The 24,379-nt window shown below is 71.7% G+C and carries 19 protein-coding genes; 13 read left to right on the forward strand and 6 right to left on the reverse strand.

Features of this window, described 5'->3' with window-relative positions:
• Positions 1 to 168: 168 nt before the first annotated feature.
• From ACFS27_RS24730 to ACFS27_RS24740, 3 genes are all read left to right on the forward strand, one after another.
• Complete coding sequence (locus tag ACFS27_RS24730; RefSeq protein ID WP_377188968.1) at positions 169 to 549, forward strand: MmyB family transcriptional regulator; 381 nt, start codon at positions 169 to 171, stop codon at positions 547 to 549.
• A gap of 139 nt (positions 550 to 688) precedes the next feature.
• Entirely contained in the window at positions 689 to 2,341 is a 1,653-nt protein-coding gene (locus ACFS27_RS24735) for a lysyl oxidase family protein (RefSeq protein ID WP_377188971.1), read from the forward strand.
• 59 nt (positions 2,342 to 2,400) lie between these two features.
• Complete coding sequence (locus ACFS27_RS24740) at positions 2,401 to 3,186, forward strand: crotonase/enoyl-CoA hydratase family protein (protein ID WP_377188974.1); 786 nt, start codon at positions 2,401 to 2,403, stop codon at positions 3,184 to 3,186.
• A 4-nt stretch (positions 3,187 to 3,190) separates the two neighbouring features.
• Here ACFS27_RS24740 and ACFS27_RS24745 read toward each other — a convergent pair whose 3' ends face one another.
• From ACFS27_RS24745 to ACFS27_RS24755, 3 genes are all read right to left on the reverse strand, one after another.
• Positions 3,191 to 4,258, reverse strand: a complete 1,068-nt coding sequence (locus tag ACFS27_RS24745; protein WP_377188977.1) for an adenylate/guanylate cyclase domain-containing protein — start codon at positions 4,256 to 4,258, stop codon at positions 3,191 to 3,193.
• A gap of 63 nt (positions 4,259 to 4,321) precedes the next feature.
• Complete coding sequence (locus ACFS27_RS24750) at positions 4,322 to 4,618, reverse strand: hypothetical protein (protein WP_377188980.1); 297 nt, start codon at positions 4,616 to 4,618, stop codon at positions 4,322 to 4,324.
• Positions 4,619 to 4,768: 150 nt separating this feature from the next.
• Complete coding sequence (locus tag ACFS27_RS24755) at positions 4,769 to 5,605, reverse strand: biotin--[acetyl-CoA-carboxylase] ligase (protein WP_377188983.1); 837 nt, start codon at positions 5,603 to 5,605, stop codon at positions 4,769 to 4,771.
• Positions 5,606 to 5,723: 118 nt separating this feature from the next.
• On the opposite strand from ACFS27_RS24755, the gene ACFS27_RS24760 reads away from it, so the two are divergent.
• From ACFS27_RS24760 to ACFS27_RS24775, 4 genes are read left to right on the forward strand one after another with little or no spacing between them, the layout of a single operon-like run.
• Complete coding sequence (locus tag ACFS27_RS24760) at positions 5,724 to 7,322, forward strand: acyl-CoA carboxylase subunit beta (protein ID WP_377188986.1); 1,599 nt, start codon at positions 5,724 to 5,726, stop codon at positions 7,320 to 7,322.
• 46 nt (positions 7,323 to 7,368) lie between these two features.
• Positions 7,369 to 7,893 carry a hypothetical protein gene (locus tag ACFS27_RS24765; protein WP_377188989.1) on the forward strand — a complete coding sequence of 175 codons (525 nt, stop codon included), beginning with the start codon at positions 7,369 to 7,371 and terminating at the stop codon, positions 7,891 to 7,893.
• Positions 7,890 to 8,129 (forward strand): acyl-CoA carboxylase epsilon subunit, encoded by a 240-nt coding sequence (locus ACFS27_RS24770; protein WP_377188991.1) that lies wholly within the window; start codon positions 7,890 to 7,892, stop codon positions 8,127 to 8,129. The genes ACFS27_RS24765 and ACFS27_RS24770 overlap by 4 nt, the downstream gene beginning before the upstream one ends.
• The gene (locus ACFS27_RS24775) at positions 8,126 to 9,688 is read left to right on the forward strand and encodes a glycosyltransferase (RefSeq protein ID WP_377188994.1); all 1,563 of its coding nucleotides are present in this window, start codon (positions 8,126 to 8,128) and stop codon (positions 9,686 to 9,688) included. The genes ACFS27_RS24770 and ACFS27_RS24775 overlap by 4 nt, the downstream gene beginning before the upstream one ends.
• Before the next feature lie 2,152 nt (positions 9,689 to 11,840).
• Here the strand turns inward: ACFS27_RS24775 and ACFS27_RS24780 are convergent.
• Positions 11,841 to 14,597: a glycosyltransferase family 8 protein gene (locus tag ACFS27_RS24780; protein ID WP_377188997.1), complete on the reverse strand. Its 2,757-nt coding sequence runs from the start codon at positions 14,595 to 14,597 to the stop codon at positions 11,841 to 11,843.
• Between the two features lie 331 nt (positions 14,598 to 14,928).
• Between ACFS27_RS24780 and ACFS27_RS24785 the strand changes: the two genes are divergently transcribed.
• Positions 14,929 to 16,620 (forward strand): DUF885 domain-containing protein, encoded by a 1,692-nt coding sequence (locus tag ACFS27_RS24785; RefSeq protein ID WP_377189000.1) that lies wholly within the window; start codon positions 14,929 to 14,931, stop codon positions 16,618 to 16,620.
• A gap of 149 nt (positions 16,621 to 16,769) precedes the next feature.
• Positions 16,770 to 17,435: a nucleoside triphosphate pyrophosphatase gene (locus tag ACFS27_RS24790; protein ID WP_377189003.1), complete on the forward strand. Its 666-nt coding sequence runs from the start codon at positions 16,770 to 16,772 to the stop codon at positions 17,433 to 17,435.
• A 98-nt stretch (positions 17,436 to 17,533) separates the two neighbouring features.
• Here the strand turns inward: ACFS27_RS24790 and ACFS27_RS24795 are convergent, their stop codons facing one another.
• Positions 17,534 to 18,553, reverse strand: a complete 1,020-nt coding sequence (locus tag ACFS27_RS24795) for a type IV toxin-antitoxin system AbiEi family antitoxin domain-containing protein (RefSeq protein ID WP_377189006.1) — start codon at positions 18,551 to 18,553, stop codon at positions 17,534 to 17,536.
• A gap of 493 nt (positions 18,554 to 19,046) precedes the next feature.
• On the opposite strand from ACFS27_RS24795, the gene ACFS27_RS24800 reads away from it, so the two are divergent.
• From ACFS27_RS24800 to ACFS27_RS24815, 4 genes are all read left to right on the forward strand, one after another.
• Positions 19,047 to 20,855, forward strand: coding sequence for an ATP-binding protein (locus ACFS27_RS24800; RefSeq protein ID WP_377189009.1), 1,809 nt, complete (start codon positions 19,047 to 19,049; stop codon positions 20,853 to 20,855).
• A gap of 125 nt (positions 20,856 to 20,980) precedes the next feature.
• Entirely contained in the window at positions 20,981 to 21,451 is a 471-nt protein-coding gene (locus ACFS27_RS24805) for a hypothetical protein (protein ID WP_377189012.1), read from the forward strand.
• Positions 21,452 to 21,565: 114 nt separating this feature from the next.
• Complete coding sequence (locus ACFS27_RS24810; protein ID WP_377189015.1) at positions 21,566 to 22,066, forward strand: NUDIX domain-containing protein; 501 nt, start codon at positions 21,566 to 21,568, stop codon at positions 22,064 to 22,066.
• A gap of 9 nt (positions 22,067 to 22,075) precedes the next feature.
• Entirely contained in the window at positions 22,076 to 22,540 is a 465-nt protein-coding gene (locus ACFS27_RS24815) for a hypothetical protein (RefSeq protein WP_377189018.1), read from the forward strand.
• A 225-nt stretch (positions 22,541 to 22,765) separates the two neighbouring features.
• Here ACFS27_RS24815 and ACFS27_RS24820 read toward each other — a convergent pair whose 3' ends face one another.
• Positions 22,766 to 24,316 (reverse strand): NAD(P)H-quinone dehydrogenase, encoded by a 1,551-nt coding sequence (locus tag ACFS27_RS24820; protein ID WP_377189021.1) that lies wholly within the window; start codon positions 24,314 to 24,316, stop codon positions 22,766 to 22,768.
• Between the last annotated feature and the right edge of the window lie 63 nt (positions 24,317 to 24,379).

Below are 24,379 nucleotides of genomic sequence, written 5' to 3' on the forward strand. Positions count from 1 at the left end.
CGAGCACCTCGGCGCACTGGCCGACGCGGTCCGGCTGGCCGCCGACGAACGCTTCCTCCTGCTCCGTGCCAGCAAGGGCACGAACGCTGCCTGTTCCGTCGACCCGCCCGCCGACTCGGTGCGGCCGCCCGTCCGAGCGCTCCTCGACCGGCTGGAGCCCTCGCGGCCGTGCTGCTCAACCGCGTGGGCGACGTCCTCGCCGCCACGAGCGCGTACCGGCGCCTGTTCGAGCCGTTCGGCCTGTTCGACGACGGCCACCCGAACCTGCTCCGGTTCGTCCTGACCGAGCCCCGAGCCCGGTCCGTGTTCCTGGACTGGGGGCACGTCGCGGACCGGCAGGTCGCGGCGCTCCGGATGGAGTCGCTCCCCGGCGACCCGCACGTCGCGGAGCTTGCCGAGGCCATGTCCGTGCTGGCCGGAGCAGAGTTCAGCGGCCGGTTCACCGCGCCGCTCGCGACGCCCTACCGCACGGGCACGGAGCGGCTGCGGCACCCGGACGCCGGGGACCTCCGGCTGAATCCCCGCCAGGGTGCTCTAGGCGACCAATAGGGGGTGAAGTCCGTCAGCAGCACAACCATCCAGCGAGCTCGAGCGTCCCTAGGTGCGACAGTTCCTGTCCTGTCCACGTCCAGCTGGGGGATTCATGACCGAACGCCGCTTGTCCCGTCCATCGCCTCGCCTGCTCACCATGGGTGTGGTCACCGTGCTGGCCCTCGGACTGCTCGGAGAGGGAGGTGCGACCGAGGTCGCATCCGCAGCACCATCGACAACCGCCGAGACCACCGCGAGCGAGCCTTCCGCGCAGCGCGGCCTCCGCTTCGCTCCGGCGGCCAAGACCGTCGAGGCCTATGGCTACGACGGCTACGTGTACTTCGACTCAGCCGTCTGGATGGCCGCCTACGGTGAGGGCTACGAGTTCTGGGCCAAGCGCGACAAGGCCTCCGCCCCGGTCACGCTCACCAAGACCGTGATCCGCGGCGACGAGCGCACCACCACGAAGGCTCCCGCCGCGATCGTCGACGGGCTCAACGGCTTCAAGAAGGGGCTCACGGTCAAGGTCGTCGACGCAAAGGGCAACGTCCTGATCACGAGGACCCGCAGCCTGTGCCTGGGCGAGTCGGACCGCCAGCGCGTCGAGCCGACCGGCCACACCGAGCCCGTCTACCCCTCGTTCTGTGGCGGGAGCTGGTTCACGAAGTCCTCGGTGTTCGGGATCGAGCAGGGCTGGGCGGCCATGCTGGACACGTTCTTCGAGCTGAAGACCGCCCGCAAGAACCTCCGGATGACCGTGACCATCAGCGATCCCGTCGCGGACTTCCTCGGCCTCCCCGCCGACGGCCGCTCGGTGTCGCAGCGGGTCAAGGTGGTCGACGAGTGCGAGATGTGGGAGTGCGCCGAGGTAGGGCGAGAGCTCATGGGCGAGCCCGCAGAGGGCTTCAGCACCCTGGCCGAGGGAGAGCCGTCGGCCCAGGACGAGCGCCGGCAGGCGCACAGCGGCAGCACCCACACGGGCCACGGGGACGCAGCGGAGTCCACGCACCGCACGAACCTCTTCACGCTCGGCGACGAGGGCCAGGAGCACGGCGGCGACCACCCCGCGCTCGGCCAGGAGGGATCGAAGCCCTCGAACAAGAAGCCTGCCAAGGAGACGCTCCCCGACCTGGTGTCGGTGCCCGCGTGGCAGATCGGGACCGAGAAGGACGGCCGCGTCACCCGCCTCACCTTCAACGCCCACGAGTGGAACGCCGGACCTGGCCCGCTCGTCGTCGAGGGCTTCCGTCGAGGCTCCTCGGAGACCATGGACGCCTACCAGTTCTTCTACCGGGACGGCAAGGAGATCGGCAGCACCAAGACCGGGACGATGGAGTACCACGCCGCACCCGAGCACGATCACTGGCACTTCCTGGACTTCGCGCTGTACGAGCTCGTCAAGCCCGACGGCTCCCTGGTGACGACGAGCGGCAAGCAGTCCTGGTGCCTCGCGCCGACCGACCCCGTCGACCTCACGGTGCCTGGCGCCACCTGGCGCCCTGAGGCCACCGGTCTGGACAGCACGTGCGGCGACAGGTCCGCCCTGTGGCTGCGCGAGGTCCTGCCCGTCGGCTGGGGCGACACGTACAGCCAGTACCAGACCCAGGCGTTCAACCTGGCGGGCGTCCGCAACGGGACCTACCAGATCAGGATCACGGTGAACCCGAACGGCAACCTGCACGAGCGGACGAAGTCCAACAACGTCAGCCTGCGCACCGTCGTCATCGGCGGCAAGCCCGGCGCGCGCACGGTGCAGGTCCCGCGGTACGAGGGAGTCGACACGGAGGTACCGATCGACGGCCGGTGGTGACGAGTCTCCCGCTCGCACCACCGCGTTCCTGACGGCCGGCCGTGCGTAGGCTGCGCCCCATGAGCGCCAGCACTCCGCCGTCGGCGGTCCCGTCCCAGAGCCGCATCACGTGCCACGTCTCGGACGGGATCGCCGACGTCCGCCTCGACCGGCCCGACAAGCTCAACGCACTGTCGATCGACATGCTCGGCCGGCTCAGGGCTACCGCGCGCACGCTCCGGCACACACCGGGGCTGCGCGCGGTGGTCGTCTCCGGCAACGGCCGGTCGTTCTGCGCGGGGCTCGACCTCGGCGCGGCGGCCCGCAACCCGGCAGCGGTGGCACGGGCGTTCGTGCCGACGCCGCGCGGCACCAACCTCTTCCAGGAGGCCTGCTGGGCGTGGCGGAGGGTGCCCGTCCCGGTGATCGCTGCGGTGCACGGCCACGTGTTCGGTGCGGGCGTGCAGATCGCCCTCGCCGCCGACCTGCGCCTCACGGCTCCCGATGCCCGGTGGTCGATCAAGGAGGTCGAGCGCGGGCTGGTCCCCGACATGTCGGGGATCCGCGCCCTGACCCAGCTGGTCGGCATCGAGACGGCGAAGCGCCTCACCTTCACGGCCGAGGAGTTCACAGGGGCCGACGCCGGCCGGCTCGGCCTGGCCGGGACCGTCACCGACACCCCGCTGGAGGAGGCGTTCGCGCTGGCCGGTCAGATCGCCGAGCGCCGCACGGAAGCCGTGGCTGCCGCCAAGCGGCTGTTCGACCGGCAGTGGTCGGCGGGCGACCGGCGCACGTTCGCCGCCGAGCGCAGGGCACAGCTGAGGCTGCTCCCCGGCGCGATGCGCACCCTGCGGAAGCCCCGGTGAGGCGTCAGCCGCGGTAGGCGCGCTGGAGGCGGACCGGCGCCATCGGACCGATGCCGGGGACGTCCCGGACCGGCTGTGCGGTGAGCGCGTAGCGCGAGCTCGTGGCGAGCTTGGCGGCGGTCTCCTTGTCGACAAGAACGGTCGAGGGATCGGACTGCTCGGTGAGGCGCGAGGCCAGGTTGACGGTCGGGCCGAAGATGTCGCCGAACCGGGACAGCACCCGCCCCCACACGAGCCCGACGCGCACCGGGATCTCTGGGTCCCCGGGGGCGGCGGTCCCCAGCGCCGCGCCGGAGGTCTCTGCAAGGCCGAGCGCCACCTCTGCGCCGGTCGAGATGTCGTCGGTCACGAACAGGACCGCATCGCCGATCGTCTTGACCACGCGGCCACCGGCATTGACGATCACGTCGCGCGCACCGGCCTCGAACCGCTGCACGAACTCCGCCAGCTCCTCCGAGCCGAGCCCTGCCGTGCGCTTCGTGAAGGACACGATGTCCGCGAACCCGACCGCCCGCACCAGTGGCAGCTGATGGGTGTCGTTGCGGTCGTCGCCACGGGAGCCGGCGAACTCGATGGCGGTGCGTCCCGTCAGGGCCGCGAGCTGCCGCCGCCAGGCGTGCTCGAGCTGCCGGCTGAGCATCTCGGACATCTCGGGGAGCCGGTCGAGGGCGAGCAGCCGGGCCGAGGTCTCGTCGAGCTCGTAGCGCCGCGCCAGGTGCTCGACGAGCGCCTCGACCTGCCACAGCGCCAGCCGCTCAGTGGTGTGGCCGACGGACCGGATGAAGGTCATCTGGGCGCGCTCGTCCATCTGCTCGGCGGAGAACAGGCCGGCCGCGTCCTTGAGCGCCTCGACGTCGGCGTCGGTGAACCACGTCTCCGTCGGGTGCGTGACCGGCAGACCGATCCAGCGCCAGTAGCGGGTCACGAACTGCTCGTCGAGCCCCGTCCGCTCCACCACCTGCGACAACGTGTACCGACGGGCGCCGCCCAGCAGCGTCTCGTCGAGCCGCGCCGCGGTGTCAGCACCCGGTGTGTCGTGGTGGCTGTGGGAGGTTTCGGAATTGTGGAGCACGTCACCACTGTAGGCGCGCACACCTCATGCACCCGCATACATCCGCTGGACGGGCCAGCGGGATCAGCCCCAGAACGTCAGAGCAAGAGGGATCCCCATGAGCACGAGCAGCATCCCGACCACGGTGACGACGTTCCACAGCCCGAGCCGTACGCCGCGCCCGCCGTCGTCGCGGTAGAGCAGGGCCCAGACGACCAGGAGCCACGCGATCCCTGCTGCGATCAGGCCCGCCGTCGGGGTCCCGTCCGTCTGCACGACGCCCCGGTCCAGCCGGACGGTGCTGATCAGATAGACCGTGACTATCGCCGCGGCACACACGATCGCCTTGGCCACTCCGACCGTGGCTCGACCTGCCTCCATCGGCATCTCCCGCCGTCGCACGCCCGCTCGGCGCCCGTCTTCGCTGCCCTCGCTTGCGTCGGAGATTAACGCAGGTCAGGCATCTTGCGGCAGAGTCTGCCGCCGAGTTCACCCGCCCGGAGAGGGCAGTTCACCCGCACGCGGCCCGCGTCACCGGAGGTGCCAGACGTCGCCTGCGGTGACCGTGCGCTCCTCGCCCGACTCCAGGCGCACCACCAGCGCCCCCGACTCGTCCAGGCCGACCGCCACCCCCTCCAGCTCACCGGCTCCCCCGGCGAGCTCGGCACGCACGCGGGTGCCGAGCGTCGAGGACACCGCCGTGTACTCGTCCAGCAGGCCGGCCGCGCCGACGTCACCGCCGGCCTGCTCCCACCGCCGGACGACGGCGTGCACCTCACCGAGCAGCCGCACCAGCACGTCGGTCCGGTCCGGGCGGGGGTGACCGGCGAGCGCCAGCGACGTCGCCGTCGGCACGGGGAGCTCGGCCGCTGACTGGGACACGTTGAGCCCGATCCCGAGCACCACTGCCGGAGCTGCTCGGCCCGCGGCAGGCGCCTCCGGCACCACCTCGGAGAGGATGCCCGCCACCTTGCGGTAGCTGCCCAGCCCTGCGACGGTGTCGACGGCGGGCAGCAGGACGTCGTTGGGCCACTTCACCGCGGCGGGGACACCGCCGTCGGACACCGCGCGCACCACCGCGAGCCCGGCCAGCAGCGGGAGCCAGCCCAGGGCCTCTGCCGGGACCCGCGGGCGCAACAGCACGGACACGGTGAGGCCCGCGCGGGCCGGCATCTCCCAGGACCGCCCTGCCCGACCCTTCCCGGCGGTCTGGTGCTCGGCGATCAGGGCCGCCGGCGCCGGCCAGGCGGCAGGGTCGGACCGGACGGCCGCGGCGAGCTCTGCGTTGGTGGAGGGCGAGGTCTCGACCACCTCGACCCGTGCGAACCCGGGGACGGTGAGCTTGTCGAGGGCCAGGGGCTGGTGCACACCTCATCCTCTCCCCTCGGCGCCACACGTGCCCTTGGAGGAAACCCACAAGGCGACGGCGTGACCCGCTGGACGGTCACGCATCGAACCGGAGGCATCCGACAACTACGCTCGAACTGTGAACGACGCCATCACGACCCTCACCGGCACGCGCGCCAAGCTCGACGACCTCGACGCCCGCCGGGCAGCCGCCATCGACATCCCGGAGGAGACGGCCAAGGAGAAGCAGCACAAGCGGGGCAAGAAGACCGCGCGCGAGCGCGTCGACGCGCTCCTGGACGAGGGCAGCTTCACCGAGCTGGACGCGCTCGCCATGCACAGGAGCCGCAACTTCGGGCTGGAGAAGAAGCGGATCGCCGGCGACGGCGTGGTGACCGGCTACGGCACGATCGACGGCCGTCAGGTGTGCGTCTACGCCCAGGACTTCACCGCGTTCGGCGGGAGCCTCGGCGAGGTGCACGGCCAGAAGATCACCAAGGTGCAGGACCTCGCGCTACGGACCGGGGTGCCGCTCATCGGCATCAGCGACGGCGGTGGCGCCCGCATCCAGGAGGGTGTGGCGGCTCTGACGCAGTTCGCGGAGATGTTCCGGCGCAACGTCGCCGCCTCGGGCGTGATCCCGCAGATCTCGCTGATCCTCGGCCCGAGCGCCGGCGGTGCGGTGTACTCCCCCGCCCTGACGGACTTCATCGTGATGGCCGACCAGACGTCGAACATGTTCATCACCGGCCCGGACGTGATCCGCACGGTGACGGGCGAGGACGTCGACTTCGAGACCCTTGGCGGCGCCCGGACGCACAACTCGAAGTCGGGCGTGGCGCACTACATGGGCCAGGACGAGGACGACGCGCTGGACTACGTGCGCCACCTGGTGAGCTACCTGCCGCAGAACAACCTCTCGGACGCGCCGGCCTTCCCGCCCGAGGACGAGACCGTGCTGGAGGTCACCGCGGAGGACGAGGTCCTCGACGAGCTCATCCCCGACAGCGACAACCAGCCCTACGACATGCGCGAGGCGATCGAGGCGGTCCTCGACCCCGAGTCGTTCCTCGAGGTGCAGCCGATGTTCGCGACCAACGTGCTGGTCGGGTTCGGGCACGTGGAGGGCCAGTCGGTCGGCATCGTCGCCAACCAGCCGCAGTCCATGGCGGGCACGCTCGACATCGACGCCGCCGAGAAGGCCGCGCGGTTCGTGCGCACCTGCGACGCCTTCAACATCCCCGTGGTGACGTTCGTCGACGTGCCGGGCTTCCTCCCGGGCGTCGGGCAGGAGCACCAGGGCATCATCCGGCGCGGCGCGAAGCTGATCTACGCGTACGCGGAGGCCACGGTCCCGCTCATCACCATCATCACGCGCAAGGCGTACGGCGGCGCCTACATCGTGATGGGCTCCAAGCAGCTCGGCGCGGACGTCAACCTGGCCTGGCCGACGGCGCAGATCGCGGTCATGGGGGCGAGCGGTGCCGTGAACATCCTGCAGCGCGGGGCCCTGCGGACCGTCCAGGAGGCCGGCGGCGACGTCGAGACCGAACGGGCCCGGCTGACCGCCGAGTACGAGGACGCCATCGTCAACCCGTGGGACGCCGCCGAGCGCGGCTACGTCGACGCGGTCATCCGCCCGTCCGAGACACGCGTGCAAGTGGTCCGTGCGCTTCGCGCATTGCGCACCAAGCGATCTACGCTTCCTCCGAAGAAGCACGGCAACATCCCGCTCTGATGGTGGGAGGACCGAGCAGGTAGTCCGGAACAGGATGAGGAACTACATGAGTCACGAGGACGCCACCCACGGCCCGGCGCCGATGGGCCGCGTCGACGCGGAGCCCATGCACCGTGCGGTCGACGCGCTGGCGGCTGCACTGCACGACTACGTGGGGACGGCCGTAGGTGTCCGCGCCGAGTTCGGCGCAGCCGAGGCGGACGAGGACCCGCGGGTACTGGCCCTCGAGTCGACGGTGGGGCACCTGAACGCCGCCCTGTTCGACACGCTCCACGGCTCGCTCGGCATGCACCCGGACCTCACGTCGTCCGTGTGGGAGCCGGCGGACGAGTCCGAGATCGACGAGATCATCGAGTCAGAGCTGCCAGAGGGCGGCGAGTCGTTCTACCTGGGCTTCGTCGTCGCCGCGCGCGGCGGCGACGCCACCCTGGACGGCGTGATCGACCTGCTCGACGCCGCCGGCGAGTCCGTGGCGACGCACCTCACCGAGGGCGGCTACGACATCGCCGAGTGGGCGGCGTCGCGCGGCGAGGCGCCCGGTTTCGGTTTCTACGAGGAGGACGACGAGTGAGCTCCCAGGTCCGCGTGGTGCGCGGCGAGCCGGACGACGTCGAGGTGGCCGCCCTGGTCGCCGGCCTCGCCGCTGTCGCAGCGGCAGGCCCGGAGCCCGATGACGCCGCGCCGCTCGACGAGTGGATCAACCACGCCCGCGTGCTGCGCGGGAACGGTGCGGCGACGGCAAAGAACTTCGGCGGCCGCTCCGGCCGGCACAACGCGGACGCGTGGCGCTGGAGCCTGCGGTCATGAACAGGGCGCCCCGTCCCGGGGACACCGACGTCGTCCTGTTCGTCCGATCGCTCGGCCACCGCATCGCCGGCGGCACCCGCGCCGTGCTGGCGCGCGCCAACCTCTACGCGGGCCTCGGCTACCGCACCAGCCTCGTCGTGACGGGCCTCCTGGACGACGACGGCGCGTGGGCCCGCAGCCAGGGCCTGCTGCACCCCGACGTCCGCCTGCTGGTCCTGTGGCGCGACGGGCCCGACGCGGTCGACCGGGCACGTGCCGGCGAGCTGGCACCGATCGAGGTGCCCCGGATCCCGGACGGGCCGGGGGTGCGGCGACGCCGTCGGACCGTCGACGACGTGGTCCAGGTGCGCACCTTCGTGGACGACGCGCTGCGCACGATCGAGCTGCTGGACCGGGACACCGAGGTCACCCGCCAGCTCATCGTCCTGCGCGAGGACGGCTCACGAGCGGCGCAGTGGATGTTCGCCCACGGCGCGCTCGTCGCCGTCGACCACCTGGTGCCGGGCGGCGGTGGGCGCCGGCGCGAGCTCGTCGTGGACGGCCGGACGGTCTGGCTCGAGGCCGAGATCACCGGGCACGTCGGCGAGGGCGACGCCCGGCTGCGCCTGCGGGACGAACCGGTCGGGGACTATGCGGGCGCGATCGCCCGGTGGCTCGACACCACGTTCGCGTCGGCGGAGCACCTCGTCGTCTTCGCCGACGGTGAGAACGTGTGGCAGCGCAGCCTGCGCCTCATGCGCCATCCGCGCCTGCGAGGCGTCTCGGTGCTGCACAACTCGCACCTCGCGGCGCCGTATACCGCCGCGGCGCCCACGCACTCGGGCTGGAAGGGCTTCTTCTCGGACACCACGAACGTCGACGTCATGGTCTGCCTCACCCAGCGGCAGCACACCGACCTCCTGGCCCGGTACCCCGGGCTGCCGCTCCGGGTGCTGCGGCACGCCGCCCCCCGGCCGAAGGTCCGCGGCGTGCGACGGGACCCGGACTCCGTGGTGTTCATCGGCCGGCTGGCTCCGCAGAAGCAGCTCGACCACCTGCTGCGCGCGTTCGTGCTGGTGCACGAGCGCGTGCCGAGGGCGCACCTCGACGTCTACGGGACCGGCAAGGACGAGGCGTCCCTGAAGGAGCTCACCGCCGAGCTCGGCCTGGAGCCCGGCGTCGACGTCCGGTTCCACGGCGGCACGGCGCAGGCGCTGCACGCGTTCGCCGGCTCGCGGGTGGCAGCGATGTCGTCCCTCCACGAGGGCCTGCCCCTCACCCTCACCGAGGCCATGTCCGTCGGAACGCCCTTCGTGGCGTACGACTGCAACTACGGCCCCGCCGAGGTGATCCGAGACGGCGAGAACGGGTTCCTGGTGCCGCGCGACGACGTGGGGGCTCTCGCCGACCGGCTGGTTCAGGTCCTCACGGACGACAGGCTCGCCCGCCGGCTCAGCCGCGGCGCGAGGCGCGTGACCAGGAGCTTCTCGGCGCGCCGGTACAGGGACTCCTGGCGGGACCTGCTCGCCGAGGTAGCAGGACTGGAGTCGAGCAGCTCGCAGACCATCGCGAGGAGCTGACCCCGGTCGAGCCGGAGGTTCTCCAGGTGAGGGCGGACGTCGTTGCTGCCGCGACGCTCGCCCTCGCTCGCCGCCTCGCCGAAGATGGTCACCGGCACGGGGCGGCCCTCCGCCTCCCGTGCCCCCGGCCTGCGCTCGGGCGACACGTCACCGAGCGACGCCGGTGCGTACACGATGCCGGGGGCGTCGCTGAACCAGCCGACCTTGTGCTGGCTCGTCCCGTTCGGCGCGATGTAGACGTCCGTGGCCTCGGCCCAGAGCACCGCCTCCCGCAGGGAGCTACCCACGAGGTCGATCACCTGGTCCTCGCGCCGCACGTTGCCCTTGATCGCTCGGGCGACCGCGTGCAGCTCGCCGATGCTGCTCTGCCACCGCTCGGACACGAGGTCGTTGCTCATCGGGTACGAGTAGCCGTCCAGCAGGACGAGCGCCCGCGGGTAGCGCAGATGCAGCGCGTCGACGAACCGGGCGACCTCACGCTCCTGGTCCGCCCACGCACGGCTCCGCACGCGCAGCCCGATCCAGACGACGGGTCCCGGCAGCGGCCCGTCACCGGCCGACGGCGGCTGTGGGTAGCCCGGCGTGGGCTCCGCCCGTGCGACGCGCTCCCGGATCCGGTGCACGAGCGACCGGCGGATGAAGTACCCGCCGATCGAGAGCACCAGATGATCGTGGGAGAAGGGATACGGGTCGCGCACGCCGCGGCGCGGCTCGTCGACGAACCGCGCCCCCGAGAACTCCGGGAAGAGCTCCTGGAACGTGCCGAAGAAGTGGGTGCCAGACGTGCGCACCTCGGCGATGTTGCCGGCCACGCCGTGGTCGATCAGGGCCTCCACGCCCGGGTAGAAGTTCCACACGTGGTGGGCGAAGTTCTCCGGCACCGCCATCTCGAGCACGAGGGTGCGCTCCGCCCCGGGGGCCGGCCGGCTTGCCACGGCGGCAGCGTACCGGTCCCGCTGTGCCACCACCCGGTCGAGCAGGCTCAAGCAGAGGTTGACCCTCTTGTGCGGCGGGAAGATCGGCCGGCCGACCGCCGTGCCCAGGTACGTCGCCTCGAGGTCGAGGACGATGCCGCGCGCCGGCAGAAAGATGTAGGCGGCTTTGAAGCCGGCCCCGAGACTGAGCAGCATCGCGTGCTCACGGTCCCCGAAAGAGTAGACGGCCTTGCCGAACGACACGAGCGCGTCGAACGGCGCGCACTCCGCACCGGTCAGTGGATCGCGCAGCACCATTCGCCGGTCGCGGACCGCGCGGGTCTGGTGGGCGAGGCGCGGGTCGTCGGCGTAGACGATCTCCCGATGCGCGAGGGTGACGAACTCGCGGTCGTCCGGCTGCGGCACGTCCGGGCTGAGGAAGTCCTCGCGCCACCACTCGATCGCGTCGGCGGAGAGCGGCACCCCCTCCTGCACCATCTCTTCCGGCGTCATGATCCGGGGCACGCTCACGAGGAAGAACAGGGCCTTGACGACTCCCGGCAACGCGGCCACCCGGTCGGCGTCCGCCTCCGGGAGCGGCTCGAGCGCGCCGTAGGCCGCCCAGACACGTGCGCAGGCCTGGGCGTCGTCACCGGCGAGGAACGTCGCGAGCGCCGCGGCGTGCACCTGGCGCGTCGTGTCCGCCGTCGGCCCTCGGAGCAGCTCGCGGAGCACGAAGGGGAGAGGACTCTCGGTACCCGCCTGGAGCGCGGAGAGCCGTTCCACGAACGGCACGTCGTCCGGGCCGCGCTCCACCTCGCGCCACTCGCCGAGAGCGGTCCGGTCCGTCGGACCGTCCCGCAGGACGCGGGCGTAGGCGTCGTCCACCTCCGCGGTGGACGCGCCTGCCGCCACGAGCGCCCGCGCGAGGCGCCTGGCCGTACGGCGGTCGTTACCCGTACCGCGTTCCAGAGCCCTGCGCAGGTGCGGCACCGCCAAGGCGGGCTGTCCGGTGGCCTCCAGCGCTCCGGCGCAGGCAAGGAGAATCCGCACGCGGCCGGCGAACCGGTCCGACGCAGCCTCGGCGAGCTCGGCAGCGAGGGCCGGGTCCCCGGCCTCGCCGACCCGCTTGAGGCACCGGAGCACCTCGAGCGTCGGGACCTTCTGTCGTCCGTGCAGAGCGCGGACGAGGTCCCGCACCTCACGATGCAGGGCCTCGTCCATGTGCACCACCTCTGTCACGCGCCGACGCGGCGGGTCTCGACGAACTCGGTCCCCTTGTCCCACAGGTCGCGGTACTTGACATACAGGTCCTGGTTCCAGGGCTTGAGCCAGCCGGCCCAGTGCACGATGCTCGGGTCGGTCACCGTCTCCTGGGTCGGCCAGTTGTTCCAGGCCGGCTCGATCTTGCGGTACCGGGAGCCCGCGTAGCAGTTCAGGATCTCCTGGTCGTTGAGCCCGTAGCTCTCGACGTACGCGACGTACTCGGCGGTGAAGCGCTCCGACCGCATCTGCGCGAGGTCCATGAGCAGGATGCCCGCGTTGAAGCCGTCGAAGTCCTTCGGGTGCCGCTGGTACATCGCACGGAAGAACTCGTTGGCGACCTCCGGCTCCTCCGTCAGGCGACGACCCTGCTTCAGGATGTTGCCGAGACCGCTGCGCACGCCGTGACCAACCGACGGGCGGGCGGCGAGCGGCGAGCCGCCGAGGTCGACGTCGTACAGGTTCGCGATGTCCTTGACGGTCAGCGCGTCGATGTCGTGGTAGACCACGCGGTCCAGGTCGGGCAGCAGCTCCGGCAGGAGCAGGCGGTCCATGGTCGAGACCGTGATGTGCTTGAGCATGCCGAGCACGGGGCCGTAGTCGATGTCGTCGCAGGCGATCCACTCGAAGGCGACCTCGGGGAACAGGCCGGCGAGCCGGTCGTGGTCCTCCGTCGTGTGGTCGCGCGTGAGCGCCACGACGTGCAGGGGGCGGTCGGAGTGCTGGACCAGCCCGCCGATGACCACCTCCATCTCCTGCTTGAGGTTGCCGTCGAGCGCGACCGCCACGTGCACGGTCTCGCCGGTGCGCGGCGCGGTGGCGGGCGTCACGACGCGCGAGGCGCGCGCCGTCCGGCACGCCTCGTCGACGTCGAAGGACGCCGTCAGGCTCTTGGTGGGCGCGGAGAACCGGGCCTCGGCCAGCGCGACCTCCGGCGCGACGGTCTTCTGCCACTCGGCATGGACCTCCTCGCGCGACTTGCCCTGCAGCACGAGCGCCATGGCCGGAGCGAGCAGACGACGGATGCGCTCGCGCATCGCATCGAGGTCGTTCTCGTCCGCGTCGAGCAGGCCGGCGAACCGCACGTCCGCGCGGTTCTTGGGCGTGAACTTCACGTTCGCGCCGATCGACCACGACGGCAGGTAGCAGTGCAGGCGCGAGGTGACGACCTGGCCGTACTCCGAGCGGTAGCTCTCCAGCAGGCCGAGGGCCTCGCGGACGTTCGGCCCCATCGAGGTCCAGCGGACGTCCTCGTGCATCTGGGTGATCTGGATCGCGTCGTCCGTCGGCGCCGGCGTGTCGACGTAGGCCGTCGGGCCGTTGGCGGGGACGGGTGCGGCGGCGTCGGGGAAGACGGTGCTGATCGTCGTGGTCAGGCAGCCGGAGAAGAAGGCAGGCACGCCACGGGCGAGGAGCAGGTAGACCGTGTTCCAGTCGCGGCAGCCGATCGGGCCGTTCGCCTTGAGGTACTCGATCGCCTCGGGCGTGAGCATGCTCGGCCGGTTCACGTGGAACGAGATGAACAGCGGGTTCACGTTCGGGTTGAACGGGAAGTCGTAGGCCAGCCCGAAGATGTCCTGCATGTACCAGCCGAACGCGATCGCCCACGTGTTCTCCGGGACGGCGTCGTAGCTCGAGGAGTCCCGGTTCAGCGTCATGAGCTGGACGTCGGCGCCAGGGCCGTCGATCTGCAGCTCCGGGCGCACGCGGTCCTGGAGCTCCGAGACGACCTCGACCAGCTCGTCGTCGCCGTGCAGGCGCAGGCCGGCGTGGCGCACCAGGTGGCCGAGGCTCGCGATCGTCTGCACGTAGTCGCCCACGTTGGACGACGTCGTGCCCTCGTCCGGCTGCTTGTAGTCGATGACGCCGAACGAGACGCGCCCCTCGGGGACCGTCGCCGTCCGCGGCTCGACGGCGCGGTCCGTGAAGTCGGCGAGCAGCTCGATGCGTCGGGCGAGCGCCTCGTCGGCGTCCCCAGCGGCACGCGCTGCGTCGATCGCGCGGGACACCGCCGGGTACTCCTTGACGGCGAAGAAGATGGACGCCATGGCGAACAGGTCCTTCGCACCCCGCACGAGGCCCTGGTCGATCCACTTGACGCACACGTCGACGACACCGAGCTGGTTCACCTGGGCCGCGGTACGGAGGAACTCGACCGGCGTGTTCCGGGCCACGACGTCGCGCGGCACCTCGGAGAACAGGTCCCAGGCGAGGTCGTAGCTGCCGGCGTGCCGCGCGACGAGCGCACCGCCGAGGGCGCCGGCGACACGCGTGTCCGGCTGGTCGTAGAGCGAATGGCACAGCGCGCGGGCACTCACGAGGACCTCGGAGTTCAGCTTGCGCGTGAACCGGCCGCGGATCATCTTGACCACGCCGTCCGTCAGGGGGACACCGGAGCGCAGGATGCGTGCGAGCTCGGCGTCCGCGGCCGTGCGCTTGGCCGCGTGGACGTACTCACGCTTCGCGCGGACCTCTTCCTCCGGAAGACCGCCGGGCTCCAGCCCGAGGGCGACCTCGACCATCTGCCGGTACGACGACCGCAGCCGCGTCACGGCCTTCTCGTTCACCGTGGGCTTGGCCGGCGTCGACGAGGTCGACGGCCTCGCGGGTGCCTTGGCCGGCGGCGCAGCGGGCTTCTTCTGCTGCGACGCACCTGCACCGGCCCAGCGGTCGGCCGTGCGGGCGATCTTGCGAAGTGCGCGGTGGCGCAGGCTCCGGCGTCGAACGTTCATGCAAGCACCTTTCTCGGGATCGGCGAGCTCGGCGCTCAAGCCGGTGACGATCGTACCGTCCAGGTCGATCCTGGTGCCCCATGGAACAGCGCACCGGGGGTTAAATTTGCCGGTATGTCGGGCCTGGGCAGCCCGGCTCGGACCGTCTTGACCAGTCCGATCACTGACGACTACCTGACCCGTGAAGTGCTTGAGGAGATTGTGACGTGGGCGGCGGAGGTCATCCCCCTCAGCACGCTCCCTTCGACGGGAGGAAGCCGAGGTTCTCGACGCCTCGACCGGCGGATAATTCTCTCCCCGGTCTCATCGGGCCAGCCGTAGGCTCGCCCCCATGACCAGCCCCGCACGCACACCCACGCAGATCGACGCCGTCGCCGACGACTACGTCACGCGGCTCACCGAGCTCGTCCCGCTCTCGGCAACGGCCATGGGCCTGCCAGGGCACGACCACGAGATCGGCGACCTCTCGCCGGCCGGCCACGACGCCGTCGCGCAGGCCGGCCGGGACGTCCTGGCCAAGCTGGCCGGGCTCGAGCCGGCGGACGACGTCGACCGGGTCACGCTGTCCGCGATGCGCGAGCGCGTGGGACTCGACCTCGAGCTGCACGAGGCCGGCGAGGACCTGCGCACCCTGAACAACATCGAGTCGCCGGTGCAGCAGCTGCGCGACGTGTTCGACATCATGGCCACCGACTCCGTCGAGGCCTGGGAGAACATCGCCTCGCGTCTGAGCGGGCTGCCCGGCGCCGTCGACGGGTACATCGAGTCCCTCACCGCGGCGGCGGCCAAGGGCGACGTCGCCGCCGTCCGCCAGGTGCGCGAGTGCGTCACGCAGGCACGGGAGCTGGCGGCGGGCGACTCCTTCTTCACGTCCTTCGTGACGGGTGAGGCGGCCACGGCCACCCTCGGCGAGGGGCACACGCTGGCCGGCGACCTGAAGCGCGCAGCGCAGGACGCGCAGGCGGCGTACGGCAAGCTCGCCGACTTCCTCGAGCGGGACCTCGCACCGCAGGCGCCGGAGGCCGACGCCGTGGGTCGTGAGCGCTACACCCTGTGGTCCCGCTACTTCCTGGGGGCCAAGGTCGACCTCGACGAGACGTACCAGTGGGGCGTGGAGGAGCTTGCCCGCATCGTCGCGGAGCAGGAGCAGGTCGCCGCGACCATCGCGGGTCCCGGCGCCACGGTCGAGGAGGCGGTGGCCGCTCTCGACGCCGACCCGGCGCGCAAGCTGCTCGGCGCGGCGGCCCTGAAGGCGTGGATGCAGGAGACGTCCGACGCCGCGATCACGGCCCTGAACGGCACCCACTTCGACGTGCCAGAGCCCGTGCTCGACCTGGAGTGCATGATCGCGCCGACCCAGTCGGGCGGCATCTACTACACCCCGCCCAGCGACGACTGGTCCCGGCCGGGCCGCATGTGGTGGGCCGTGCCGGAGGGCGTCACCGAGTTCAACACCTGGCGCGAGAAGACGACGGTCTACCACGAGGGCGTCCCGGGCCACCACCTGCAGTGCGGCCAGGCCGTTTTCGCACGTGCGACGCTGAACAGCTGGCGCAGGCTGGCCTGCTGGGTGTCCGGCCACGGCGAGGGCTGGGCTCTGTACGCGGAGCGGCTCATGGCCGAGCTCGGCTACATGGAGGACCCGGGCGACCGTCTCGGCATGCTCGATGCCCAGCGTCTGCGCGCGGCGCGCGTCGTGTTCGACATCGGCGTGCACCTCGGCCTCGAGGCCCCGGAGCAATGGGGCGGTGGCACCTGGACGGCGGAGAAGGGCTGGCCGTTCCTGCTGGCCAACGTGAACATGCCGGAGCAGTTCGTGCGCTTCGAGTTCAACCGGTACCTCGGGTGGCCGGGCCAGGCGCCGTCGTACAAGGTGGGGCAGCGCCTGTGGGAGCAGACGCGGGACGCCGCGCGGGGTGCCGCAGCCGCGGGCGGCCAGCAGTTCGACGCCAAGGCGTTCCACGCCCGGGCCCTGAACCTGGGCTCGGTGGGCCTTGACACCCTCCGCGAGGCGCTGGCCTGACGCACCGTCCCGCCGCGGGTCGGACGCCCGGGTCGCTCGGCCGACCTGAGCCTGACCCGCGGACGGTAGGCGTCGAGTGACGTGGGTCACGTCCGGCGGATCGCGGTTTCGCTGTTTGACGAGGCCGCGCACTCGGTACCGTGGCGCGCGTGCCACGCCTGGTCCTCGCCTCACAGTCCCCCGCCCGACTCGCGACGTTGAAGTCTGCCGGAGTCACCCCGCACGTCGTCGTGTCCGGCGTGGACGAGGACAAGGTCCTCGCCGACGCCGCCGACCGGTTCGGCGAGCTCGATCCGGCCGACGCCGTGCTCGTCCTCGCCCAGGCCAAGGCCGAGGAGGTCGCGTCCCGGCTGGAGGCCGGGGACACCGCCGATCCGGACGTGCCGGCCGACGCCGTCGTCGTCGGCTGCGACTCCATGCTCGAGATCGACGGCACCATCGTGGGCAAGCCCGCCGACGCCGGGACCGCACGCGAGCGCTGGCGTGCGATGCGGGGGGCCAAGGGTGTGCTGCACACCGGCCACTGGCTGGTGGACCTGCGCGACGACGCCGACGGCGGCACGGGCGGCACCCTCGGCTCGACCAGCTCGACCACCGTCTGGTTCGCCGACATCGACGACGACGAGATCGACGCCTACGTCGCCACCGGTGAGCCGCTGCACGTGGCGGGCGCCTTCACCATCGACGGCCTCGGCGGCCCGTACGTCGAGCGCATCGAGGGCGACCACCACGGCGTCGTGGGGATCAGCCTGCCCCTGCTGCGCGAGCTGCTCGGGGAGCTGGGCGTGGCCTGGCGCACCCTCCGCACACCCTGACCCCGGCCCTGGCCCCGTCCGCCGAACGTAGGCCTGCTCGCTCTAAGCCGTCGAGCGTAGGAGTTGTCGCTTCATGGGCGCTCCTGACGCGACAACTCCTACGTTCGGCGCCGCCTCGCCTGGTCCAGGTCTATCGACCGGCCGATCGAGGCGCCGGGGCGCCAGCTCAGCACCTTCAGGCGGTCGGCCATCTCCGCGCCGACGCTGAACGCGCCACCGGCCAGGGCTCTGGCCGCCGGGAACCTGAGGACGATCAGCCTGCCGGTGGCGACGAGCCCGTTCTGACGTGCCGCGTCGTCGGCGAGCATCGCGTCCCCCGAGTGGAACGCACGCCCGTCGATCTCGACCACCACGTAGCGGCCGTCGGGCAGCTTCCAGACGAAGTCGACCCGGGCCAGGACGACACCGCCGGCGACGATCGTGACCTGTTGCCCGTCCGGCGGTACGCCGTGCTCGATGAAGGACAGCCGCGCACGTGTCTCGGCGGTCGATCCGTCGCGGCCCTCGGCCAGGTCCAGCAGGCAGTACACCTGCGCGGCACCTCGTCGTCCCCTGAGGTGCTCGCGGACGCGCTGGAGCCCTGCCGCGTCGAGGCGTCCCTCCCGCAGGGCGTCGCTCAGCACTGCCACCGCGTGGTGTCGGGTCAGGTACGGGAGCGCCTGCGCCAGTGCGGGAACCAGGGCGGCGACACGGCGCCCCCGGTAGGGCCGGTCCGCGAAGCCCCTGTACCGGCGCAGCACGATCCCATCGCCGACAGCCGCGTACATACCTCCCGGCCGAGCCGCTTCCGGCACCAGGTCAGCGGGCAGCCCGCCGATCCCGGACAGCGCCAGCGCGCAGGCACCGGTGGCGATCCCGTCGGGCACCGCGAGCATGCCCACCCAGGCCGCCCGACGCCGGACGTGGTCGTGCTGATCGTTTCGCAGCCGCCGCTCGGTCGGTTCCGCATCGGTGTCATAGACCCCTCGGGCGACGCGACCCCACCGACCCTTCCTGATCAGCAGCGCGACGGCGTCCTTGTCGACTCCCGCCACGTCGCACTGGGCCTTGCTCACCAGCCCTTCCTGCGCGGCGGCAACCGACAGCAGCTGCTGCGGCAGGGTCCGCACGGGTCTCATGTCGCTGATCCCACCCTGATGGCGGTCGCCACGAGGACCGCCGCCGCGGCATTGTGGACAACAGCGCCAGACCGGCAGCTGTGGTCGCGCTCGTCGCCCGTAACCGCCGTCGCCGCCCCACCATGACTGGAGGACTAAGCACCTCGTTCCCGCTGCTCCCGCGGCTCCGGGGCCGCCGAACGTAGGCTTCGTCGCACTGAGCCGTCGAACGTAGACATGGTCGGCGTATTGGTACCTATGAGGCGACTACTCCTACGTTCGACGCCCTCGGCCGGGGGCGGGGGGCGGGGGGCGGGGGGCGGGGCGGGGGCGGGGGGTAGAGCGTGGGTCTGCCGGATGTGCACAATCAACGCGTCCGGATCCGACGCCTCTGGGCCGACGCCATGTCCGAACCCTCCAAACGGCCCACGCCGGGGTTGGTCTGGGCTCCAGACTTTTCACCGGGTGTCCGGAGGCGGTACGTCGGCCCGGTACCACCGGGTTACGGTGAGCCGTGCCCAGTTCCAGCCTGCCCCGAACCATCTCGAAGGTGCTCATCGCCAACCGTGGTGAGATCGCCGTCCGCGTGGCCCGTGGATGCGCCGACGCGGGGCTGACTTCCGTCGCCGTCTACGCCGACCAGGACCGCGAGGCGCTGCACGTCCGCCTCGCCGACGAGGCGTTCGCGCTCGGCGGCGCCCGTGCCGCGGACACGTACCTGGACCCGGCCAAGCTGCTCGACGTCGCCCGCCGCTCCGGCGCCGACGCCGTGCACCCTGGCTACGGCTTCCTGTCCGAGAACGCCGAGTTCGCCCAGGCGGTGATGGACGCGGGGCTCACCTGGATCGGGCCGCCGCCGTCGGCCATCGAGGCGCTCGGCGACAAGGTGAGCGCGCGCCACATCGCGCAGCGCGCAGGCGCCCCGCTGGTCCCCGGCACGCCCGACCCGGTCAAGGACAGCAGCGAGGTCAAGGCCTTCGCCGAGCAGTACGGCCTGCCCATCGCCATCAAGGCGGCGTTCGGCGGCGGCGGTCGCGGCCTGAAGGTCGCGCGCACGTACGAAGAGATCGACGAGATGTTCGACTCGGCGGTCCGCGAGGCCGTGGCGGCGTTCGGCCGGGGCGAGTGCTTCGTGGAGCGCTACCTCGACAAGCCGCGACACGTGGAGACGCAGTGCCTCGCGGACTCCCACGGCAACGTCGTCGTGGTCTCGACCCGGGACTGCTCGCTGCAGCGTCGCCACCAGAAGCTGGTGGAGGAGGCGCCGGCGCCGTTCCTCACGCCGGAGCAGGAGAAGGCCCTGTACGCGGCGTCGGAGGCGATCCTCCGCGAGGCCGGCTACGTCGGCGCGGGCACCTGCGAGTTCCTCGTCGGGGTGGACGGCACCATCTCCTTCCTCGAGGTGAACACGCGACTCCAGGTGGAGCACCCGGTGACCGAGGAGGTCACGGGCATCGACCTGGTGCGCGAGCAGCTGCGGATCGCGGCCGGCGAGAAGCTCGGGTACCACTCCCCCGCCGTGCGGGGGCACTCCATCGAGTTCCGCATCAACGGCGAGGACCCTGCGATGGGGTTCCTCCCGGCGCCGGGGCGCCTGCACACCATCGCGTGGCCGTCGGGCCCTGGGGTGCGCGTCGACACGGGTGTCGTCGCGGGCGACACCGTCTCCGGCGCGTTCGACTCGATGATCGCCAAGCTCATCGTCACGGGCGCCACGCGGACCCAGGCGGTCGAGCGGGCCAGGCGTGCGCTGCGTGAGCTCGTGGTCGAGGGCATCCCCACGGTGGTCCCGTTCCACAAGGCGGTCCTCGAGGCCGACGCGTTCGTCCCCGCCGACGGCTCCGCCTTCCGCGTGCACACCCGCTGGATCGAGACGGAGTTCGCCGACACGCTCAAGACGCTTGCCCCGGCGGCGCCCGCACCGGCCACCGAGGCCGATGAGGAAGAGGTCACCGCCGAACGGGTGGTCGTCGAGGTGGGCGGACGCCGGCTCGAGGTCGTGCTGCCCGCAGGTCTCGGTGTCGCCGCCGGTCGCGCGCGTTCGGCGAACGCCGCTCGCCGACCTGCTCGACGCACCGCAGGCGCCAAGACGTCGAGCGGTTCCACCGGAAACACGCTGGCCTCCCCCATGCAGGGCACCATCGTCAAGGTCGCGGTCGAGGACGGCACGCAGGTGGCCGAGGGCGACCTCGTCGTCGTGCTGGAGGCCATGAAGATGGAGCAGCCGATCCTGGCCCACCGCGCGGGCACCGTGCGTTCCCTGACGGCCGCTCCCGGCGCCGGGGTGACGGCAGGCGCTCCGATCTGCGAGATCGTCGACTGAGCCGGAGCAGGGACCGCCACCTGTTGGGTGAATTTGCGACTAACACGGGTGAAAAGTGCCCTATCGGCCCGAATCCGCACGGAAAGGGCGAAGACGGCAGCCTTTGATCCGCTAAGTTCTGCGACGTGACACACGTCGTAGTACTCAGCCCAGAAGAGGCCATCGCCCTCGTCCGTCCCCGCAAGTCCCTTCCGTCGTTCGTCAGCGAGCTGACCTGCGACGACGGCGTCATCTCCGTGACAGCGGACCTGCGTCGCCTGACCTATGCCCCGCTGCCCGTCAAGATCGCGGCCAAGGCCGTCCCGGTCGTGCACGCGTCGGCGAAGCTCACGTCCTTCTGGCAGAACATCGCGGTGCTCCAGGTCGACGCCGACGCGGCCGGCCTGCCCGCCACCAAGCTGCTCCCGCTCGCCTCCGGCACCGTCGCCAAGATGGCGCACAAGAGCGGGCTGCCGGACCACGCCGTGCAGCTCCGCAAGGACGGCACCGTCTCGCTCGACGTGCTCGCCCTGATGCGTGGCACGTTCACCGAGGTGACGGGTTTCCGGTTCGAGGGCGGCAAGGTCATCGTCGAAGGTGTCGCCAGGGAAGCCTGAGCAGGGCACCGCGCTGCCCCGCCTCCGACCCGCCACGGCGAGGGCGGCGGCGGGGCACTGTTCTGTCACCTCCACCCGCCGACATCGCAGGCCAAGACCTGACAGACTGGCGCTGTGCCGAATGCGACAGTGCCCCCGACCGACCTGCACCGGCACGGCGGCGACGGCTGGGTGACGTGCGGGGACCACCGGCACTGGGGGCTGTTCGGCGCTGCCGGGCTGCTCCTCGTCCGCAGGGACCCCGACGGGAAGCCCTCGCACCTGGTCCTCCAGCACCGCGCGCTGTGGTCGCACATGGGCGGCACCTGGGGCATCCCCGGCGGTGCCCTCGCGCCGGACGAGAAGCCTGCGGCCGGTGCGCTGCGCGAGGCTGCCGAGGAGGCCGCGATCGACCCGGCCGCCGTGCACGTCGTGGGCACGCACGTGCTGGAGCACCCGGCCTGGACCTACACGACGGTGGTGGCCGACGTCGCCCCTGGGTACCGCGTCGAGCCGCGCGCCGCCGACCCGGAGAGCCTCGAGGTGCGCTGGACGGGGCTCGACGACCTGGGCTCGTTGACCCTGCTGCCCGCGTTCGGCGAGGCACTACCCCGACTGCTCACGATGCTGGGTTAGGGTCGAATCGTGCATATCCGGATCGCTCCCGAAGAGGTGCTCGGCCTGGCGCGGATCGCCAAGCAGGCGCCGCCCGTCATCACGTCCGTCGTCGGCGACGGGGACGTGATTCGCGTGGTCGCGGACCTGCGCCGCCTGGAGACCCTGCCCGGTCCGCTCAAGCTTGCCGTGAAGATCGCTCCGATCGTGCGCGCGGACGTGAAGCTGGCCTCCTTCGAGCGCGGCGTCGCCACCCTCACGGTCGAGGTGAACGCCGCGGGTCTGCCGGCCCACCGGCTGCTCAGCCTCGCCGCAGCGCCCATCGAGCAGGAGGTCGCCAAGCAGGGACTGCCGCCGGGGGTCGTGGACGTGCAGCCGGACGCCCGGATCGCCGTCGACGTCGAGCGCCTGCTGGAGGCGAAGGTTCCTGGCATCACGGTCTCGAACGCGAGGGTCGAGGGCGGCCAGATCGTCCTGGACGCCTCCGTCGCCTGAGCGGGACCGCAGGCTCGGGCGACAGACAGGTAGGGCCTGAGCCGTCAGCGGATCCGGCACCCGTGGGGGCACGGGGAGAGCCTACGAATTCGGGGTGGGTTGCTCCGCGTAGACAATGTCGACGCAGCGCAACCCACCCCGAATTCCTGGTGTCACCCCCGGCGCCACGGTCCGGCTCGCGGCCGTCCCACGCGCTCCAGCCCGGCTTCCGGCTGCCGACCTGGCCTAATTGCCTACCCGCGCGTCGAGCACCCTCGCACCCTCGGCGATCGAGCCCGACAGTGACGGGTAGATGGTGAACGCGGAGGCGACGTCCTCCACCGTGAGCCGGTGCTGCACGGCGAGCGTGATCGGGAAGATCAGCTCGGACGCGCGCGGCGCGACGACCACGCCGCCGAGCACCACGCCGGCTTCCGGGTGCGCGAAGAGCTTCACGAACCCGTCCTTGACGCCGAGCATCTTGGCGCGCGGGTTCCGGGCGAGCGGCAGCGTAGTCGTGATGAAGCGGGAGTTCTGCGAGCGCAGCTTCTCCTCGCTGTAGCCGACGGTGGCGATCTCCGGCGCGGTGAAGATGTTCGAGGCGACGGTGCGGAGCGCGAGCGGCTGCACGGCGTCACCGAGGGCGTGCGCCACCGCGATCCGACCCTGCATGGCGGCAACGGACGCGAGCGGTAGCACGCCGGTGCAGTCGCCCGACGCGTAGATGCCGCGCACCGAGGTCCGCGAGACGCGGTCGACGACGATGTGCCCCGTCTCCGACAGCCGCACCCCCGCCTCCTCGAGCCCCAGGCCGGACGTCGCGGGCACCCCGCCGACCGCCACGAGGACGTGCGAGCCGTGCACCACGCGCCCGTCGGACAGCGTCACCTCGACGCCGTCGTCCGTCCGCACGGCCGACGCGGCACGCGAGCGCGACAGCACGGTCATGCCCCGGGAGCGGAAGACCCCCTCCAGCAGCTCCGCGGCGTCCTCGTCCTCCCCTGGCAGCACGCGGTCACGGCTGGAGACGAGCACCACGTCCGACCCGAGGGCGTTGTAGGCGCCGGCGAACTCGGCGCCGGTGACACCCGAGCCGACGACGATCAGCCGCTCGGGCAGCTCACGCAGGTTGTACACCTGTGTCCAGGTGAGGATCCGCTCGCCGTCGGGCACCGCGGTGGGCAGGGTGCGCGGGGTGGCGCCGAGCGCGAGGAGGATCGACTCAGCCTCCAGCACCTCTGTCGTACCGTCGGCCAGCTCTGCGACCACGCGGGCCGGCCCGTCCAGGCGCCCCTTGCCCGCGATGATCCGGATGCCCTCGCGCTCCAGGCGGCCGCGGATGTCCGCGCTCTGCGCCCGCGCGAGCGCGAGCACGCGCTTGTTGACGGCCTGGAGGTCCACGAAGTGCTTGCGCTTCTCCTCCGCGGTCCCTGCGGCGGACGCCGCAGCCTGCACGCCCGCGCCGCCCAGGGCCGGGGCCCCGTAGGCGGAGACCACGGGGATGCCCCCAGTCGCCAGCGAGACGTCGACGTCGGACAGCGGGTCCACGACGTCGTCGGGCATCCGGATGCCGAGCTCGGGGGCCCGGTCGGCGATGGTCATCCACTCGGCGGTGGCGATGAGTGTCTTGGAGGGGACGACGTCGGTCAGGACCGCCGCACCGCCCAGCCCCTGCTGCTCCACCAGGGTGACCTGCGCGCCGTGGCTGCGCGCGACGAGCGCCGCCTCGTAGCCACCTGGCCCACCTCCCACGACGACGACGTGGGGCGGGACAGCTGTGGAGTCGAGGGGGGTCACGGTCCCATTCTCGCATCGTCGGCGAGTGTCCAGAATCCCGAGCGCTCGTGGGCGCGTGCCAGG

Source organism: Promicromonospora vindobonensis (assembly GCF_042685865.1).
Lineage (GTDB): Bacteria > Actinomycetota > Actinomycetes > Actinomycetales > Cellulomonadaceae > Promicromonospora > Promicromonospora vindobonensis.

Bases quoted from the DNA above. Each gene is read 5' to 3' on its own strand.
- ACFS27_RS24735 (WP_377188971.1), top strand. From the start codon at position 689: ATGGGTGTGGTCACCGTGCTGGCCCTCGGACTGCTCGGAGAGGGAGGT.
- ACFS27_RS24780 (WP_377188997.1), bottom strand. From the start codon at position 14,597: ATGAACGTTCGACGCCGGAGCCTGCGCCACCGCGCACTTCGCAAGATC.
- ACFS27_RS24785 (WP_377189000.1), top strand. From the start codon at position 14,929: ATGACCAGCCCCGCACGCACACCCACGCAGATCGACGCCGTCGCCGAC.
- ACFS27_RS24795 (WP_377189006.1), bottom strand. From the start codon at position 18,553: ATGAGACCCGTGCGGACCCTGCCGCAGCAGCTGCTGTCGGTTGCCGCC.
- ACFS27_RS24765 (WP_377188989.1), top strand. From the start codon at position 7,369: ATGAGTCACGAGGACGCCACCCACGGCCCGGCGCCGATGGGCCGCGTC.
- ACFS27_RS24750 (WP_377188980.1), bottom strand. From the start codon at position 4,618: ATGGAGGCAGGTCGAGCCACGGTCGGAGTGGCCAAGGCGATCGTGTGT.
- ACFS27_RS24740 (WP_377188974.1), top strand. From the start codon at position 2,401: ATGAGCGCCAGCACTCCGCCGTCGGCGGTCCCGTCCCAGAGCCGCATC.
- ACFS27_RS24775 (WP_377188994.1), top strand. From the start codon at position 8,126: ATGAACAGGGCGCCCCGTCCCGGGGACACCGACGTCGTCCTGTTCGTC.